Source organism: Sphingomonas sp. CD22, assembly GCF_034556155.1.
In the GTDB taxonomy this organism is placed as follows: Bacteria; Pseudomonadota; Alphaproteobacteria; order Sphingomonadales; family Sphingomonadaceae; genus Sphingomonas.
This window is the reverse complement of record NZ_JAYDYX010000004.1, coordinates 380,784-397,421: the sequence shown is the minus strand read 5'-3', so window position 1 is coordinate 397,421 and position 16,638 is coordinate 380,784. Positions and strand designations below refer to the sequence as shown.

Annotated in this window: 16 protein-coding genes; 4 read left to right on the top strand and 12 right to left on the bottom strand. The window is 70.1% G+C overall.

Features of this window, described 5'->3' with window-relative positions:
- Positions 1–196: 196 nt before the first annotated feature.
- Positions 197–1,477 carry an MFS transporter gene (locus tag SFC76_RS10500; RefSeq protein WP_322849416.1) on the top strand — a complete coding sequence of 427 codons (1,281 nt, stop codon included), beginning with the start codon at positions 197–199 and terminating at the stop codon, positions 1,475–1,477.
- A 5-nt stretch (positions 1,478–1,482) separates the two neighbouring features.
- Here SFC76_RS10500 and rsmD read toward each other — a convergent pair whose 3' ends face one another.
- Both rsmD and SFC76_RS10490 read right to left on the bottom strand, forming a co-directional pair.
- Positions 1,483–2,019, bottom strand: a complete 537-nt coding sequence (gene rsmD, locus SFC76_RS10495; RefSeq protein WP_322849415.1) for a 16S rRNA (guanine(966)-N(2))-methyltransferase RsmD — start codon at positions 2,017–2,019, stop codon at positions 1,483–1,485.
- Positions 2,016–3,551, bottom strand: coding sequence for a pseudouridine synthase (locus SFC76_RS10490; RefSeq protein ID WP_322849414.1), 1,536 nt, complete (start codon positions 3,549–3,551; stop codon positions 2,016–2,018). The genes rsmD and SFC76_RS10490 overlap by 4 nt, the downstream gene beginning before the upstream one ends.
- 116 nt (positions 3,552–3,667) lie before the next feature.
- Here SFC76_RS10490 and SFC76_RS10485 point away from each other — a divergent pair, with 116 nt between their 5' ends.
- Positions 3,668–4,102, top strand: coding sequence for a response regulator (locus SFC76_RS10485; RefSeq protein ID WP_322849413.1), 435 nt, complete (start codon positions 3,668–3,670; stop codon positions 4,100–4,102).
- A gap of 331 nt (positions 4,103–4,433) precedes the next feature.
- Positions 4,434–5,768, top strand: coding sequence for an AmpG family muropeptide MFS transporter (locus SFC76_RS10480; protein ID WP_322849467.1), 1,335 nt, complete (start codon positions 4,434–4,436; stop codon positions 5,766–5,768).
- Here the strand turns inward: SFC76_RS10480 and SFC76_RS10475 are convergent.
- From SFC76_RS10475 to SFC76_RS10430, 10 genes are all read right to left on the bottom strand, one after another.
- Positions 5,765–6,193, bottom strand: coding sequence for a DUF6628 family protein (locus SFC76_RS10475; RefSeq protein WP_322849412.1), 429 nt, complete (start codon positions 6,191–6,193; stop codon positions 5,765–5,767). The genes SFC76_RS10480 and SFC76_RS10475 overlap by 4 nt on opposite strands.
- Before the next feature lie 69 nt (positions 6,194–6,262).
- The gene (locus SFC76_RS10470) at positions 6,263–7,588 is read right to left on the bottom strand and encodes a folylpolyglutamate synthase/dihydrofolate synthase family protein (protein WP_322849411.1); all 1,326 of its coding nucleotides are present in this window, start codon (positions 7,586–7,588) and stop codon (positions 6,263–6,265) included.
- A gap of 142 nt (positions 7,589–7,730) precedes the next feature.
- Complete coding sequence (accD, locus tag SFC76_RS10465; RefSeq protein WP_322849410.1) at positions 7,731–8,585, bottom strand: acetyl-CoA carboxylase, carboxyltransferase subunit beta; 855 nt, start codon at positions 8,583–8,585, stop codon at positions 7,731–7,733.
- A complete protein-coding gene (gene trpA / locus SFC76_RS10460) occupies positions 8,582–9,385 on the bottom strand; it encodes a tryptophan synthase subunit alpha (RefSeq protein ID WP_322849409.1) in 804 nt (267 codons plus the stop codon). The genes accD and trpA overlap by 4 nt, the downstream gene beginning before the upstream one ends.
- Positions 9,382–10,614, bottom strand: a complete 1,233-nt coding sequence (gene trpB / locus SFC76_RS10455; RefSeq protein WP_322849408.1) for a tryptophan synthase subunit beta — start codon at positions 10,612–10,614, stop codon at positions 9,382–9,384. The genes trpA and trpB overlap by 4 nt, the downstream gene beginning before the upstream one ends.
- Entirely contained in the window at positions 10,611–11,246 is a 636-nt protein-coding gene (locus SFC76_RS10450) for a phosphoribosylanthranilate isomerase (protein ID WP_322849407.1), read from the bottom strand. The genes trpB and SFC76_RS10450 overlap by 4 nt, the downstream gene beginning before the upstream one ends.
- A 183-nt stretch (positions 11,247–11,429) precedes the next feature.
- The gene (pyrF, locus tag SFC76_RS10445; protein ID WP_322849406.1) at positions 11,430–12,101 is read right to left on the bottom strand and encodes an orotidine-5'-phosphate decarboxylase; all 672 of its coding nucleotides are present in this window, start codon (positions 12,099–12,101) and stop codon (positions 11,430–11,432) included.
- Positions 12,098–12,442 (bottom strand): lipopolysaccharide assembly protein LapA domain-containing protein, encoded by a 345-nt coding sequence (locus SFC76_RS10440; protein ID WP_322849405.1) that lies wholly within the window; start codon positions 12,440–12,442, stop codon positions 12,098–12,100. The genes pyrF and SFC76_RS10440 overlap by 4 nt, the downstream gene beginning before the upstream one ends.
- Before the next feature lie 218 nt (positions 12,443–12,660).
- Positions 12,661–14,955, bottom strand: coding sequence for a patatin-like protein (locus tag SFC76_RS10435; protein ID WP_322849404.1), 2,295 nt, complete (start codon positions 14,953–14,955; stop codon positions 12,661–12,663).
- Positions 14,955–15,662 (bottom strand): endonuclease/exonuclease/phosphatase family protein, encoded by a 708-nt coding sequence (locus SFC76_RS10430; protein WP_322849403.1) that lies wholly within the window; start codon positions 15,660–15,662, stop codon positions 14,955–14,957. The genes SFC76_RS10435 and SFC76_RS10430 overlap by 1 nt, the downstream gene beginning before the upstream one ends.
- 228 nt (positions 15,663–15,890) lie before the next feature.
- Here SFC76_RS10430 and SFC76_RS10425 point away from each other — a divergent pair, with 228 nt between their 5' ends.
- Positions 15,891–16,637, top strand: coding sequence for a hypothetical protein (locus tag SFC76_RS10425; RefSeq protein ID WP_322849402.1), 747 nt, complete (start codon positions 15,891–15,893; stop codon positions 16,635–16,637).
- Position 16,638 lies beyond the last annotated feature (1 nt).

Below are 16,638 nucleotides of genomic sequence, written 5' to 3'. Positions count from 1 at the left end.
AGTCCATGAAAAATCGGGGCAGCCGCAAAGCGACCGCCCCGTAGTTCAGGGAGGGTCGGCCGACAGGGGAGGCGACCGACACGTCGCTACCCACAGGGGGAGAGGAGCAGCGACGATCCCTGTCTAGCCCCGGATTGTTGCGAACGGATTTCACAACTGTTGCCCGCGACGTTTTTTTCGCGATTAGAGTGGCGGCATGACTTCGTTGTCCGCCACGCCGCCCGCGCCCGCCTCCGCCCGTCGCATCCTGACCGCCAGCCTGGTCGGCACCGCGGTCGAATTCTACGATTTCTACATCTACGCGACCGCCGCCGCGTTGGTGTTCGGCGAATTGTTCTTCCCCGCGGAAAGCATGACCGCGCAGCAGATGCTGAGCTTCGCCAGCTTCGGCCTCGCCTTCATCGCGCGGCCGGTGGGCGCGATCGTCTTCGGTCATTTCGGCGACCGCGTCGGGCGCAAGTCGACGCTCGTCGCCAGCCTGATGCTGATGGGCGGCTCGACCGTCGCGATCGCCTTCCTGCCGACCTACGATCAGGTCGGCTGGGTCGCGCCGTTGTTGCTATGCCTGTTGCGGCTGGGGCAGGGGTTCGGGCTCGGCGGCGAATGGGGCGGGGCGGCGCTCCTCGCGGTCGAGAATGCGCCGCCGCACCGGCGCAACACCTGGGGCATGTTTCCGCCGCTCGGTGCGCCCGTCGGCTTCCTGATGGCGAACGGGCTGTTCCTGATCCTCGGCCTCGCGCTCGACGAGGCGCAGTTCCGGGCGTGGGGGTGGCGGCTGCCGTTCCTGGTCAGCGCGGTGCTGGTCGTGCTCGGCCTGTGGGTGCGACTGAAGCTCACCGAAACGCCCGCCTTCGTCGAGGCGGAGCAGGCCGAGGCGCTGCCCAAGGTGCCGATCGCCACGCTGATGCTCGAACATGGCCGCGCGGTGCTCGCGGGGACGGGCGGGGTGATCGCCTGTTTCGCGCTCTTCTATCTCGCGACCGCCTTCACGCTGGGATACGGGACCAAGACGCTGGGGTATGGGCGCGAGGCGATGCTGGCGGTCGAACTGGTCGCGATCCTGTTTCTCGCCGCCGGGGTGATCGTCGCCAGCGTCACCGCCGATCGCACGGGCGCGCGGCGGATGTTGGTGATCGGCTTCATCGGCTGCATGGTCGCGGGGCTCGCGATGGGGCCGATGCTCGGCGCGGGCTCGCTGTTCGTCGTCTTCCTCTGGCTCGCCTTCGCCTTGTTCGTGATGGGCTTCGCCTATGGGCCGCTTGGCGGATGGCTGCCGAGCCTGTTCCCGGCGGGCGTGCGCTATACCGGCGTGTCGATGACCTTCAACCTCGGCGGCATCCTCGGCGGCGCGGTCGCGCCGATCGCCGCGGAGGCGCTGGCGCATCGCGGCCTGGGGTGGATCGGCCTGTATCTGGTCGGCGCGGGGCTGCTGAGCCTCGGCGGGCTGGCGTTGCTGCGCGGGCGCAGCGCGGCGTAACCCCGTTACGCCTGCCGCAACAGCGTCAGCCGCGCCTTGCCGTGGACGCGGCTGGCATCGACGGTGAAGCCGGGCGGGGCGATCTCCTCCGCCTTCGCCGTCTCGATACTGATCCAGGTCGCCGGCGACACCCAGCCGAGCCGCGCGAGCTTGTCGAGCGCGACGAGGCCGGCGCCGGTGCCATAAGGCGGGTCCATCATGATGAGGTCGAGCGCCGCGGATGCCGGGCCGAGTCCCATCACCGATCCGGCGCGCACATCGGCGCGGGTGCCGAGCTTGGCGAGATTGCCCTTGAGCGCGTCGAGCGCCGCGCCGTCCTGCTCGACGAACAGGCACGAGGCCGCACCGCGCGACAGCGCCTCGATCCCGAGCGCGCCCGAGCCGGCGAACAGGTCGGCGACGGCCAGCCCTTCGAAACTCCCCAGCCGGCTGGTCAGCATCGAGAACAGCGCCTCGCGCGTCCGGTCGGCGGTGGGGCGGGTGGCGTCGCCCTTGGGCGCGACGAGCGGGCGGCCACGCCATTGGCCGGCGATCACCCTCATCGACGGCCACCCTTCGGCGCGCCACGCGGCGCGCCGCCGGACGGCTTGGGCCGCGGCGACCCACGACCGCCGGCGGGACCGCCGCTGCGGGGCGCATCGCCGCGTGGCGGGCGGGCACCCGTGCGTGCAGGACGACCGCCAGTGCCGCCCGAGCGTTGCCCGTCATTGGACCGGGCGCGGCCCGCGCTGCGGTCGTCGCCCTTCTCCCACGGCTTGATCGCCGAGCCGCCGGTCGGGACCTTCGCGGGGCGCTCGTCGTCGCGCGGCGGGCGGGTGCTCGAGCGTGGCGGACGTGCGCCGGCGGGCTTGGCATCCGCGATACGGGCCGCGCGGCGGGCATCGCCGAACCGGCCGCGGCCGGGCTCGCGCTCGTCGCCGCGATCGGCGCGCGGCGCGAAGCGGCGGCCGTCCTGACGGGGGGCGTCGCGCTCGTCGCCACGGTTGGCACGCGGCGCGAAGCGGCGGCCGTCCTGCGAACCGGTGCGGTCGCCGCCACGGTCGGCGCGGGGTGCGCCGCGGCGGGCGTCCTGACGGCCGCCTGCCGACGACGCCGGCGTCGCGCCGGGGCGGGCGGGACGCGGCGCGACGCCGGCCGGTGCCGCATCGCTGCGGCGCGGCGCGCGACGGCCTTCGCCGGTAGCGGGCGTTCGCGCCGAGGCCGGGCGTTCCTGCGCCTCGCGCGGTGCCGGCGCCTCGACGGCGCGCGGCCGGGCGCGTGCGGGCCGGTTCGCGGTCGGCGCAGTGCGGAAGCCGTCGCGCGGCGCCTCGATCATCGGCTCGTCGGGCGCGCCGCCCTTGAGCGTGCGGCGGAAGGCGACGACTTCGTGCTGCTTGACCTCGCCGACCCCGCCGACCGGCAAATCCCCGAGGATGAACGGGCCGTAGCGGGTGCGGATCAGCCGGCTGACCTGCAATTCGAGATGTTCGAGCACGCGCCGCACCTCGCGGTTCTTGCCCTCGGTGATCGTCACCTCGATCCAGACGTTGGCGCCGGTGCGCCGCTCGATATTGGCGTCGATCGGGCCATAGCGGATGCCGTCGATCTCGACGCCCTCGGCAAGCTCCTCGAGCTGCTGCTGCGTGACGTTGCCATAAGCGCGGGCGCGGTAGCTGCGCTCGACCCCTGTCGAGGGCAGTTCGAGCTGCCGCTTGAAGCCGCCGTCGGTGGTGAGGAGCAGCAATCCTTCGGTATTGAGATCGAGCCGGCCGACCGGCACCAGCCGCGGCAGGTCGTCGGGCAATTTGTCGTAGATCGTCGGCCGTCCCTTGGGATCGTTCTCGGTGACGAGCAGCCCGGTCGGCTTGTGATAGAGGAAGAGGCGCGTCGGTTCGGGCTGCGCGACGGGTTCGCCGTCGACGGTGACGCCAGCGAGCGAGCGCAACACCGTCGCGGGCGTATCGAGCACCTTGCCGTCGAGCGCGACGCGCCCGTCGGCGATCATCCGTTCGATTTCGCGGCGGCTCGCGATGCCGGCGCGGGCGAGCAGTTTCGCGATCCGGTCGCCGGTGCGGGGTTCGGGGGTTTGGGCCATGCTGCGCCCATAACGTGCATTCGTCCCGGCTGCGAAAATATTTGCGTCCGAAGCCGCGTGCGTGCGTTATGTCGCGGAGGCGTAACAATCACCCTGACGCCGGGCGGAGCGTATCGATGCTGTTCGGGAGGAAGAAGCGCCAGATCGTGCGTCTGCTGGTGGTCGAGGACGAACCGCTGATCGCCTTCGACGTCGAGCATCTCCTCACCGACGCGAGCTACGAGATCGTCGCGACCGTGGATCGCGTCGCCGAGGCGCTGCGCGTGCTGCGCTCGGACGCGGAGATCGATCTGGTGCTGGTCGACGTCCACCTCGCCGACGGCTCGGGTCTCGACGTCGCGCGCGCCGCGGGCGAGGGCGGCGTGCCGGTCCTGTTCGTCACCGGCAATTTCCCGGCCGAGGCGATGCCGCTCGCCGCCGGCTGCCTCGCCAAGCCATACCAGCAGCGCGACCTGATCGGCGCGATCGAGGCGATCGAAGCCAAGCGCGCCGGACGCAAGACCAAGCGGCTGCCGTCCGGGTTCCAGTTGTTCGAGGCGCCGGCGGGATAGGCGCGGGCGACATCCGGGTCTTGGTGACGCGTGCGAACGATAGAAGGATTAGGTTCGCTCGGAGGGGTTTCGCTTGGGTCAGCGTGGCTCTCTCTCATCCTTTTTGAAACGGGCCGCGCATGCGGCGAGCGCATCACCTCCGCGCCTCCGCGCCTCCGCGTGAACCATTTCTGCCGCTTGTGCCGATCACCCCACGCGCGATGGCGATCGAATGCGCCCGCCCGCAAAGCCGCTAGGCGCACGCGAAATTGCCGTTAGTGTCGCGCCGATGACCGGCAATAACTTGTATTTCCTGATCGTCGTCGCAATCGTGCTGGTGCTGATCGTAGCGATGCGGCGCTCCGCGGCGTTGCGGACGCGGCTCGCGCCGCTGGCGCCTTATGCCGAGCGCGGGCCGATCGCGGTGTTCTTCATGGGCATATCCTCGGGGCTCGCCTTCACGATGATCGGCGCCACGCTGACCACGCGGCTGAAGCAGGACGGGCTCGACAAGAGCACGATCACGGCCTTCACGCTCGGCTTCCTCGTCTACAATCTCAAGCCGTTATGGGCGTGGATGGTCGATGGCGTGCGGCTGCCGCTGATCGGCCGGCTGGGGCAGCGGGTGTCGTGGGTGTTGCTGTCGGGCGTGCTGGTGATCCTCGCGGTCGCCAATCTCGCCTTCGTCGATCCCGCCGCCAGTCTGCAGGCGACGATCGTCGCGACGGTGCTGGTCGGCTTCGCCGGCGCGACCTACGACATCGTCATCGACGCCTATCGCATCGAGACGCTGGAGCCCGAGCAGATGGGCATCGGCTCGGGGATGACGCAATATGGCTGGCGGATCGGTTCGGTGCTCGCCGGCGCGCTGGCGCTGGTGATCGCGGCCCGCTCCAATTGGCATGTCGCCTATCTCGCCTGCGTGCTGTTCGCCTTTCCGGCGATGATCGTCGCGTTGGTCCGCGGCGAGCCGCACCGCCGCCGCGAGCCGATCAAGCGGCACGGCGCGCGCGACATCGCCGCGTCGATCGTCAGCCCGTTCCTCGAATTCTTCCGGCGCCACGGCGCTTTCGTCATCCTCGCCTTCATCCTGCTCCACAAGATCGGCGACACCTTGGGGCAGCAGGCGCTGCGGCTGTTGCTCGACGACCTCCACTTCAGCAACGACGAGATCGCGCTGTACGACGTCCTCATCGGCTTCTGGGCGTTCTGGATCGGCATCGCGGTCGGCGGCGTGCTCTACGCGCGCATGGGGCTGAAGCGCTCGGTGATGCTCAGCCTCGTGCTGATGATGGTCTCCAACGCCGCCTTCGCGCTGCTCGCCGGGGCGGGGCACAGCAATCTCGGGCTGGCGGGTGCGATGGCGTTCGAGAATCTGGCCAGCGGCATCGGCGGCGTGACCGTCGTCGCCTATTTCTCGGCGCTGTGCGACCTGCGCTTCACCGCCGCGCAATATGCGCTGATCTCGGCGGCGGCGAGCATCGTCGGCCGCGTGCTGACCGCGACGACGACTGGGCGGCTGGTCGACAGCTTCGGCTATGTCGCTTTCTATTGGGGGACGACCGTCGCGGCGCTGCCGGGCGTGTTGCTCTTCTGGTGGATGTGCCGGTCGGGCCTGGTCGACCGGTCGATCGGCAGCGCCGGCGTCGCGGGCGAGGGCGACGTGCGCGACGCGGCCGAAGCCTAGACGCAGATCGGGCGGCCGTCGTCGGCGAAGGCGGTCGCGACCGCGGCGACGCTCGCCAGCACCGCATCGACGCGGCGCACGCCGAGCAGGTCGCCGAGCAGCAGCCGCGCGGTGTCGGGCGCGGTCTCGACGCGGGCGAGGATGGTGAGCATCGTCCGCTCCGCCGCGGTCATCCGCGCGCAACAGCACGGCGCGATCGCGATCGTCCCCGCCGCGGTACCGGCGAGGTCCGCCATCAGCGCGCGCATCAGCACCAATGGCCGCCGGAAGTCCTGCCCGAAGGCGGTGAACAACGCGTGGCTGGCGCGCGCGTCGTGCAACCCCTGCGCGCCCATCCGGCGCAGCGCGAACAGGGCGATTCGCGCATTGGGGCAGGCGGGGAGCGCATAAGGCAGGGCTGCGATCGTGGTGGTCAGGTCGGACATCGGGGCAACTCCTGTGGTCGTCCCGAACACTCCTCAATCCGCTATTGCAAGTCAATCGCAATCAGCGCGTCAGTTTGGGTACTCGTCGTTAAGGCGGAGCGCTTCACCGGCGAGGTAGAGCGAACCGGCGATCAGCACGACCGGCGCGTCGATATTCGCAGCCAGATCGAGCGCTTGCGGCAAATCGTCGGCGACTCCCCCGGCAACGCCGAGCTCGGCGGCCAGCGCCGCGAGCATCGCGGGGGCATGACAGGCATGGCCGGGAACCGGCACCGCGACGATGCGCGACACCGCGGGCGCGAGCAGGCGCAGCACCCCGCGCGCATCCTTGTTGGCGAGCATGCCGAGCACCAGCACCACCGGCCGTCCGCCCGCGATCGTCCGCAACGCCCGCGCCACCGGCCGCGCCGCGGAGGGGTTGTGCGCGCCGTCCAGCCACAATTCGCCGCCCGCCGGCAATCGATCGTGCAGCGGGCCGCCGCCGAGTCGCTGCATCCGCGCGGGCCATTGCGCCCAATCGGCGGCGGCGCGCATCGCGGCTTCGGGGATCGCGACATCGCCCTGATGGCGCAGCATCGCGATGGCGAGCGCGAGGTTGCGCGACTGGTGCGGCCCGACCAGCCGCGGCCGGTGCGCGACCACCGCGAAGCCGCGGTCGCGATAGCGCATCGTCTGTCGCGCGGTCTCGCTCCACCAGTCTGCGTTGCGCGCGATCACCGGTGCGCCGGCATTCTCGGCCACCGCGGCGATCCGGGCGCGGCAGGGGGCGGGATAGTTCATCGTCACCAGCGGCACGCCGGGCTTGGCGATCCCCGCCTTCTCGCCGGCGATGTCGACGATGCGGGTCCCAAGGAACGCCTCGTGGTCCATGCCGAGCGCGGCGATCCCGGTGACCGCCGGGCGGGGAATGACGTTGGTCGCATCGAGCCGGCCGCCGAGCCCGACCTCGACGATCGCAGCGGCGGCGGGCGTCCGTGCGAAGGCGAGGAAGGCGGCGGCGGTGGTGACCTCGAAGAAGCTCGCGCCGATGCCGTCGGCCCCAGCGCCGGCAGCGTCGAGGACCTCGGACAAAAGCGCGGCGAGCGCGGCGTCGTCGATCAGTCGCCCGGCGATGCGGATACGCTCGTTGAAGCGGACGAGATGCGGGCTGGAGAAGACGTGGACGTCATGCCCCGCCGCCTCGAGCCCCGCCCGGAGGAAGGCGCAGGTCGAGCCCTTGCCGTTGGTACCGGCGACATGGAACACCGGCGGCAGCGCCAGATGCGGATCGCCGAGCCGCGCGAGCAGCGTGGTGATACGGTCGAGGCCTAGGATATCGGCGCCGGGGGACAGCGCCCACACCCGGTCGAGCTGCTGCTGGACGGCGGGATCGGTGGAGGTGGCGTGGTCTGGCATGTGCTGGGGTCCGGGTGTCCGCTTGCCTATTCCTTCGTCACCCCGGACCTGATCCGAGGTCCCGCTATCCAGCCAGCGTAAAGCGGGACCCCGGATCACGTCCGGGGTGACGGCGCGGGTGGGATGGAACGCCCTCCGCCGGTTACGCGGCCTGCGCTACCGACAGATAGCCGATCACCGTCGCCAGCCGCTCGCGCAACTCCTTGCGATGGACGACCATGTCGAGCATCCCGTGGTCGAGCAGATATTCGGCACGCTGGAAGCCCTCGGGCAGTTTCTCGCGGATCGTGCTCTCGATCACCCGCTGGCCGGCGAAGCCGATCAGCGCATTGGGTTCGGAAATCTGCACGTCCCCGAGCATCGCATAGCTCGCGGTGACGCCGCCGGTGGTCGGATCGGTCAGCACGACGACATAGGGCAGGCCGGCGTCGTGCAGCATCTGGATCGCGACGGTGCTGCGCGGCATCTGCATCAGGCTGAGGATGCCCTCCTGCATGCGCGCGCCGCCCGCCGCGGTGAAGATCACATAGGGCGCCTTCTCCCGGATCGCTTCCTCGACGCCGCGGACGAACGCCTCGCCGACCGCAAGTCCCATCGACCCGCCCATGAAGGCGAAATCCTGCACGCCCATCACGACGCGATGGCCGAGGATCGTGCCGCGCGCGTTGATCAGCGCATCCTGTTCCTGCGCCGAGGTACGCGCCGCCTTGAGCCGGTCGCTATAGCGCTTCGAATCGCGGAACTTGAGCGGGTCCTCGGGCACCCTGGGCACCGGCAGCTCGGCGCAGCTCCCCTCGTCGAAGATCTGCGCGAAGCGGATCTTGGGACCGATACGTTCGTGATGATCGCATTTCGGGCAGACGTAGAGGTTTTCCTCCAGCTCCTTGGTGAAGATCATCTGCCCGCAGCCCTTGCACTTGTGCCACAGGTTCTCGTCGGACGATTCGCGCTTGGCGACGAAGGGCAAGGCGTTGCGGACGTTGGTGATCCAGCTCATCGGACGACCTTTCGCGACGAGGCCACCGCCTCGCTGAGGGATTGGACATAGGCGCGGACCGCATCGGGCGCGGCGGCGCCGTGCGTGCCGACCAGCTCGACGATCGCCGATCCGACGACGACGCCGTCGGCGACCGCGCCGATCGCCGCGGCCTGTTCGGGGGTGCGGACGCCGAATCCGACCGCGACCGGCAGATCGGTGGTCGCCTTGAGCCGCGCGACCGCTTGGTCGATCGAGCCCTGCGCCGCCTGTTGCAGCCCGGTGATGCCGGCGACCGAGACGTAATAGAGGAAACCGCTCGCGCCATCGAGCACGCGCGGCAGGCGCGCGGCATCGGTGGTCGGCGTGGCGAGGCGGATCGGATCGATGCCGCGCGCGCGCAACTCCGGCCCCAGCGCATCGTCCTCCTCGGGCGGGATGTCGACGCAGATCACGCCGTCGACACCCGCCGCCGATGCCGCCTCGGCGAACCAGTCGGGGCCGCGGCGCAGCATCGGATTGGCATAGCCCATCAGCACCAGCGGCACGTCCGCATGCCGTTCCCGGAAGGCGGTGGCGATCGCGAGGATGTCGGCGGTGCGCGTGCCGGCGGCGAGGCTGCGCAGGTTCGCCGCCTGGATCGCCGGGCCGTCCGCCATCGGATCGGTGAACGGCATGCCGAGCTCGATCACGTCGGCGCCGCCCGCGACGAGCGCGTCGAGGATCGCGCCGGTCGCGTCAGGCGTCGGATCGCCGGCGGTGACGAAGGTCACCAGCGCCGGGCGACCCTTGGCGAAGGCATTGGCGAGCCGCTGGCTCATATCGCCACCCCCAGCGCCTCGGCGACGGTGAAGATGTCCTTGTCGCCGCGACCGCAGAGGTTGGCGAGGATGATCTGGTCGTCGCGCATCGTCCGCGCACGCACCGCCACCGCGGCGATCGCATGCGCCGGCTCCAGCGCGGGGATGATCCCCTCGGTGCGGCAGAGCAACTGGAAGGCGTCGAGCGCGTCCTTGTCGGTCGCGCTGGTATATTCGACGCGGCCGATATCGCGCAGCCAGGCGTGTTCGGGGCCGATGCCGGGATAATCCAGGCCGGCAGAGATCGAATGACCCTCGGCGATCTGGCCGTCCTCGTCCTGCAACAGATAGGTCTTGTTGCCGTGGAGCACGCCGGGGAAGCCGCCGGCGAGGCTCGCGGCATGTTCGCTACCCTCCAGCCCATGGCCAGCCGCCTCGACGCCGAGCATGCCCACCTGCGGATCGTCAAGGAACGGATGGAACAGGCCGATGGCGTTCGATCCGCCGCCGATCGCCGCGCAGAGCAGATCGGGCAGGCGGCCGGTCCGCGCGAGCATCTGTTCGCGCGCCTCGCGGCCGATGATGCTCTGGAAGTCGCGGACCATCTCGGGATAGGGGTGTGGGCCGGCGGCGGTGCCGATGATGTAGAACGTGTCGTGGACGTTCGCGACCCAGTCGCGCAGCCCCTCGTTCATCGCGTCGGACAGCGTCGCCGCGCCGCTCGTCACGGGGCGGACCTCGGCGCCGAGCAGCTTCATGCGGAAGACGTTGGGCTGCTGTCGCGCGACGTCCTTGGCGCCCATGTAGATGACGCAGGGCAGGCCGAAGCGCGCGCAGACCGCGGCGGTGGCGACGCCGTGCTGCCCCGCGCCGGTCTCGGCGATGATCCGCGTCTTGCCCATGCGGATCGCGAGTAGGATCTGGCCGATGCAATTGTTGATCTTGTGCGCGCCGGTATGATTCAGCTCGTCGCGCTTGAACCAGATCTGCGCGCCCATGCCGTCACCGGCGCCCTCGCGCACCGCATCGCTCAGCCGTTCGGCGTGATAGAGCGGGCTGGGGCGGCCGACATAATGTTCCATGAGATCGTCGAACTGCGCGGCGAAGGCCGGGTCGGCCTTGGCGGCGCGATATTCGCGGTCGAGGTCGAGGACCAAAGGCATAAGCGTCTCGGCGACAAAGCGGCCGCCGAACTGGCCGAAGTGGCCGCGCTCGTCGGGCTGCGCGCGATAGGTGTTGGGGGCGTTCATGACTGCGTCGCTTTAAGGAAGGCGCCGATCTTGTCCATATCCTTGACCCCCGGCGCGGATTCGACCCCCGAGGAGACGTCGACCAATTCCGCGCCGGTCCGCGCGATCGCCTCGCCGACATTGGCGGGATCGAGCCCGCCCGACAGCGCCCAGGGCAACGGGTGGCGGAAGCCGTCGAGCAGCGACCAGTCGAAGCGCAGCCCCATGCCGCCGGGCAGCTTGGCGTCGTCGGGAGTCTTGGCGTCGTAGAGGATACGGTCGGCGGCCCCGACGAAGCCGCGCGCGGCGTCGAGATCGGCGCGGGTCTTCACCGCCACCGCCGCCCAGCTTTCGAGGCCGCTGCGGGCGCGGATCGCGGCGACACGGGGTGCGGCGGTCTTGTGGAGCTGCACCGCGTCGACCGTGCCGCTGGCGACCGCCTGTTCGATCAGCGCATCGTCGGGATCGACGAACACGCCGACGCGGCGGACATGCGACGGCACGCGCGCGGCGAGCTGCGCCGCCCGAGCGAAATCGAGGTGACGCGGCGACGGCGGGAAGAAGACGAAGCCGACATGGCCGGCGCCATGGCGCAGCGAGGCGTCGAGCGTCTCGGGCGTGGAGAGACCGCAGATCTTGGTGAGGACGGGCATGATTGCGCGTGTCGGCGTTCGGCGGGGTAAGTGCAAGGGTTCGGCGGCAGCTACAGGCCGATCGCATTCACCGGCACCGTCATCCTCACCCTTCGCCGCCTTCGGCGGCTTTTCCCTCTCCCGGCGGGAGAGGGAAGGGGCCCGCCGCCGTAGGCGGTGGGAAGGGTGAGGGTTGATCGGGTCCTACAGCGTCGCGCCGATCGCGCGCGCGGCGGCGTCGGGGTCCTCCGCCTGGGTGATCGGGCGGCCGATGACGAGGATCGATGCGCCCGCGTCGAGCGCGGCGCGGGGGGTGACGACGCGCTTCTGGTCGCCGGTCGGACCGTCCGCGGGGCGGACGCCGGGGACGACGAAGAAGCCCTTGGGCCAGGCCTTCCGCGCCGCGGCGACTTCGGCGCCCGAGCAGACGATGCCGTCGATCCCCGCCTCATGCGCCAATTGGGTGAGGCGCAGGACCTGGTCGTGCGCGCTGCCGCCGATGCCGGTGGCGGCGAGGTCGCTCGCATCGAGGCTGGTCAGCATCGTCACCGCGACGACCTTGGTGTTGAGCGGCGCCGCCGCCTTGGCGTCCTCCAGCATCGCGCGGCCGCCGCTGGCGTGGACGGTCAGGATCGCGGGCTCGATCGGGCTGAGCGCCTGCACCGCCTTGGCGACGGTGTTGGGGATGTCGTGCAACTTCAGGTCGAGGAAGATCGGCAGGCCGAGGTCCGCCATCTCGCGCACGCCGGGCTGGCCGTGCGCGCAGAAGAATTCGAGGCCGAGCTTGATGCCGCCGATATGCGCGCGGGTGCGGGTGGCGATCGCCTTGGCGCGGGCGAGATCGGGGGTGTCGATGGCGACGTAGATCGGGCTCATGCCGGGCGTCCGTCGGTCGTCGGCTCGATGGGCGCGACCGGCTCGGGCGCGACCGGCGCGGGGGCGACCGGCACGGCGGGCATCACCGTCGTCGCGCGCTGGTCGACCAGCAGCCGTTCGCACGCCGCGAGCCGCTGGCGCAGCCGCCACCGCACCGTGCCGAGATACAGATAGGTCGGCAGGAAGCCGAGCAGGAAGGTGACGAGCAGCAGCAGCGGCAGGTTCACGTCGGCGATCAGCCCGCTCCACAGGTTGATCTGGACCCCGGTCCAATTGCCATAGGTGAACAGCGCCGCGACGAACGCGAGCAGAAACCAGAACAGGATCTTGAGGAACTGCATGCAACACTCCTGAGGAGCGCCGAAGGTAGCCGGGGCGCGCGCCGATGGCCAGAGGGGCCAGTCCTCCCCCGCAAGGGGGATGGGGACCGCCACCCGTCAGCGTGGTGGTGGAGGGCGAGGATGGGGCGGGAGATGGATGACGGACCTCCACCCTTTTCTCCTCCTCCGTCAGTGCTCCGCGCTGCCACCTTCCCCTTGCGGGGGAGGAACTTGGTGCGTCACCCCACCTCCACCCGCAGGCTCGCGATCAGCGCGGGGATCGCGGTCAGCCGCGGTTCTTCCTCGTCGAGGATCGCGCGGAAGGCGGCGCGTTTAATCGCGGCGACGCGGCCGGGCTTCATCCGCACCTGCGCGGGCAAGGTCGAGACGCAGATGTCGATCATCCGCTCGGCGCCGTGCAGCCGGCCCCACAGATAGTCGTTCTCGCGATAGGCGCGGCTGAAGAACGCGCCGAAGCTGTTGAACTGGATGCCCTTCAACGTCGCCTCGGCGCCGCCCGCCCGGATCGCGGTGGCGTCGTCGGGGGCGATGCGGTCGACCTTGATCGGGTCGAATTCGTCGAGCCCCTCGCCCTGCAGCAGCGGCAAAGTCGCGGTGTCGAAATAGGGGAAGCCGAGATAGGCGAGCAGCAACGCCCGCCGCGTCGGCCGGTCGAGCGTCGCGAAGGCGTGCGCCAGACGCCCGTCGGTATCGCCGTCGAGCGTCGCAAGGTCCAGCGCGACGCCGAGCGCGTCGAGCAGCGGCGCGGCATCGCCGCTGCGCAGGCGGCGGACGTGATGGCCGAGTTCGGGATGCTGGTCGGCGCGCTGGCGGTCGAGATAGGCGGCGAGCGAGGCGTAGATCGCCTCGCGCATCGCGTTCGCCTCGCCCGCGGCACCGTCGTGCTGGCCCTCGATCTCCTCCAGCCGCCGCGCCATCAGCCGCAGCCGGCGGATGCGGAAGCCGAGGTCGAAGGTGCGCAGGAAATCGATCGTCGCCGCGCTCTCCTTGCCCGAGAAGCTCGGCGCCACCCCGCCGAAGCCGCGCTCGGCGATCGCCGCCTCGATGCTCGCGCGGATGCGGCGCCAGCGTTGCTGCCCGGGCTCGCCGCCGACCTGATAGAGCAGCCCGGTGATCGTCTCGACCACGCCGCTGAGCTTGAGATGGCCGTAAGCGGCGTAGCTGTAGCCGGCGCGCGTCGCCGCCGCGGTCTGCGCGCGCCGCCGCCACGCGACCAGCCGCGCCGGCGTCGGCCGGTTTAGGAACAAGGTGTGGCCGAAGAGCTGCTCGATCTCCTCCTCGACCGCGGGGCGCAGCGCGGTGACGATGCCGCGCATCCGGTCGATCCGCCCGGAGCGTTCGGCGAGCGCATCCAGATTGTCGCGGATCGGCTGCTGGCGCGGCAGGTCGCTCAGGGCGCCGAGGATCGTCTGGAAGAAACCGGGCTTCTCGCCGCCCGAGCCGAGCCGGATCTTGATGCCCGGCGAGGGGTCGATGTAGACGAAGCGGCGGTCGACCTCGCGCCGTGCCGGGCGTTCCTTGAGCGCGTCGATCGCCGGGCGGAACGGCGCGTTGGCGAGCACCGATCCGTCGATCAGCACCGCTTTGTCGACCTGGTTGGCGGCGAATTGGCGCGGCAACGCGCGCTTGAGGAAGGCGGCGCGTCCCGGCCAGTCGATCCCGCGCGCCGCCAGCACCTCGTCGAGTTCGCCGACGGTGAACGGCGGAAACGCGCCGGGGAAGCTCGACGTCGCGCGTGCCGCGAAGGCGAGGTCGGGCATCGCCCCGATCTCGCCGCCGCTGGCATGATCGGAGAAGCCGAGCACGACGCGATGCTCGGTCTCCATCACCTCGGGCGGCGAGTTGAGTCGCAGCCGTTCGGGATGGCCGGTGAAATCGGTGCAGGTGACGAACAGGTCGAGCGGCTGGCCGTCGGGCAGCAGCCGCGGCCCCGCCGCCGACCGCGCCATCGCCGCGAACGCGTCGAGCAGCAACCCGGTAAAGGTGGCGCCACCGAACGGCGGCTCGAACCAGCGCGAGCGCACGAAATGCGACAGCTTGGTGCGCACCTCGTCTTGCGTCGCGGCGTCGAGCGCCTCGACCTTGTCCTTGCTGCGCCCTGCCGCGACCCAGGCGAGCGGCAGCGCCCAGAGTTTGGAGAAGCGGCCCGCGGGCGCGGCATCGGGATCGATCAGCGCCTCGACGTCGGCGGAGGTCAGCCACAGGTCGGTGAGCGGTTCGAGACTCTGGCCCGAGGCGATCGCCTGCGCGAGGAAGATGCCGTTGATCCCGCCCGCCGAGGCGCCGGCGATGATGTCGGCGAGCACGCGCAGCCGGATATCCGCGAGCGCCTCGATCTCCTCGATCAACGCGGCATAGACCGTCTCGCTGCCGCCCGACGGCGCGTCACCGGCATGGAAGGCGCGGCTGGCGCGGACCAGATGCCACACCTCCTTGGTGATGCCGTGCATATAGACCGCGAGGCTGATCCCGCCGTAGCAGACCAATGCGAGGCGCAGCTCCTTCTCGCGCATCAGGCTGGCGCCAGCGTCGCCCAGATCGGCAGGTGATCCGAGGTCTTGCGCGCCGCGGCGCTGGCATGGACGCCACATTCGGCGACGATCAGCTCCTGCGACACCATGATCCGGTCGAGCCGCCCCACCGGCCGGCGCGCGTGGAAGCTCGGCCCGGTCGCCGCCATGCGATAGTCGCGGCTGAAGTCGCGCAGGCAGCCCGCCGCGGCGGTCCATTCGTTGAGGTCGCCCATCAGCACGGTCGGGTGGCGCAGCGTCGCCGTCTCGACATGCGCCATGATCGCCGCCGCCTGCCGCCGCCGCCACAGGCCCGACAGATCGAGATGCATGCCGACGACGCGCAGCATCCCGGCATGCGTCTCGATATCCGCCATCACCGCGCCGCGCGGTTCGAGCGAGGGCAGATGGATCGGCGCGCGCTCGACCACCCGTGCCGATTTGCGAACGAGGATGACGTTGCCGTGCCAGCCCATCGACAGCGCGCGCATGCCGAATTCGACCGGCTTCCAGTCGCTGTGCTCGTCGAGCAGATGCGACGGCAGCACCGATTCGCGCGTGCCGAAGCGGCGGTCCGCCTCCTGCAAGGCGATGACGTCGGCGTCGATTTCACGCAGCACCTCCAGCACCCGTTCCGGGTTGCGGCGACGGTCGAGACCGACGCCCTTGTGGATATTGTAGCTGGCGACTTTCAGGTGGCGGGAAACCATTGCGCGATCGTAACGCCCGTACGCCGATTTGGTGCCGATCCGACAATCGGTCTCGCAACGTCGGGAAAATGCAATCCAGTCAATACATTGCTGAAATGTACAATGAATCACCTATGATCTAGGAGAATAAAGTGAAACATCGATCGACCGTAGTAGTTTTAAAGGTACCGTCGTCATGATACGATAGGTTAGCGAGTCGGACGGGGTTCGATATCCGGGGGCGGTAACTTGCGGATTGTACGGATCATTCTGGCGGGCTGCCTTCTGTTCGGGGCATCGTCCGCGTCGGCGCAGGAGAAGTCCGGCATCAAGCCGGGTTTCACGCTGGCGCCGGGGTCGGCGCATATCGTGCTGCTGCGGCCATCGATCCTGGTCGGTGCGCAATCGACTGCTGGAATGTTCGAACCCAATGCCGATTGGACCGCGCAGGCCCGCGACATGCTCGGCACGGCGCTGCGCGCGGCGGAGCGGCAGCTCGGCAATGCGGTGACCGATTATGCCGAGCCCGTCGGCGGGGGCGCCGACGCCGCGACGCTCGCCGAATATCAGGCGCTGTTCGACACGGTGGCGGCCTCGGTGATCGAATATCAGTTCTTCGCCGGCAACCGGCTGCCGACCAAGAAGCGCAAGGACCAGTTCGACTGGAGCCTGGGGCCCGACGTCGCGAAGCTGCCCGGTCTCGCCGGCGCCGATTATGCGCTGTTCGTGTCGACCGAGGATCATTTCGGTTCGACGGCACGCAAGGTGTTGCAGGTCGTCGCCGCGCTCGCGCGGGTGCCGGTCACCGCCGGGGTCCATCGCGGGTTCGCCGGGCTGGTCGATCTGCGCACCGGCGATCTGGTATGGCTCAACGCCGATTGGCAGATGGGCGGCGACGTCCGCGATGCCGCGGGCGCGGCGAAGCGCGTCCGGCAGTTGCTCGCGGGCTTTCCCGGCAGGCCCGCCGCGCCGGTGACGGCCGCGGCGGTGCCCTGAG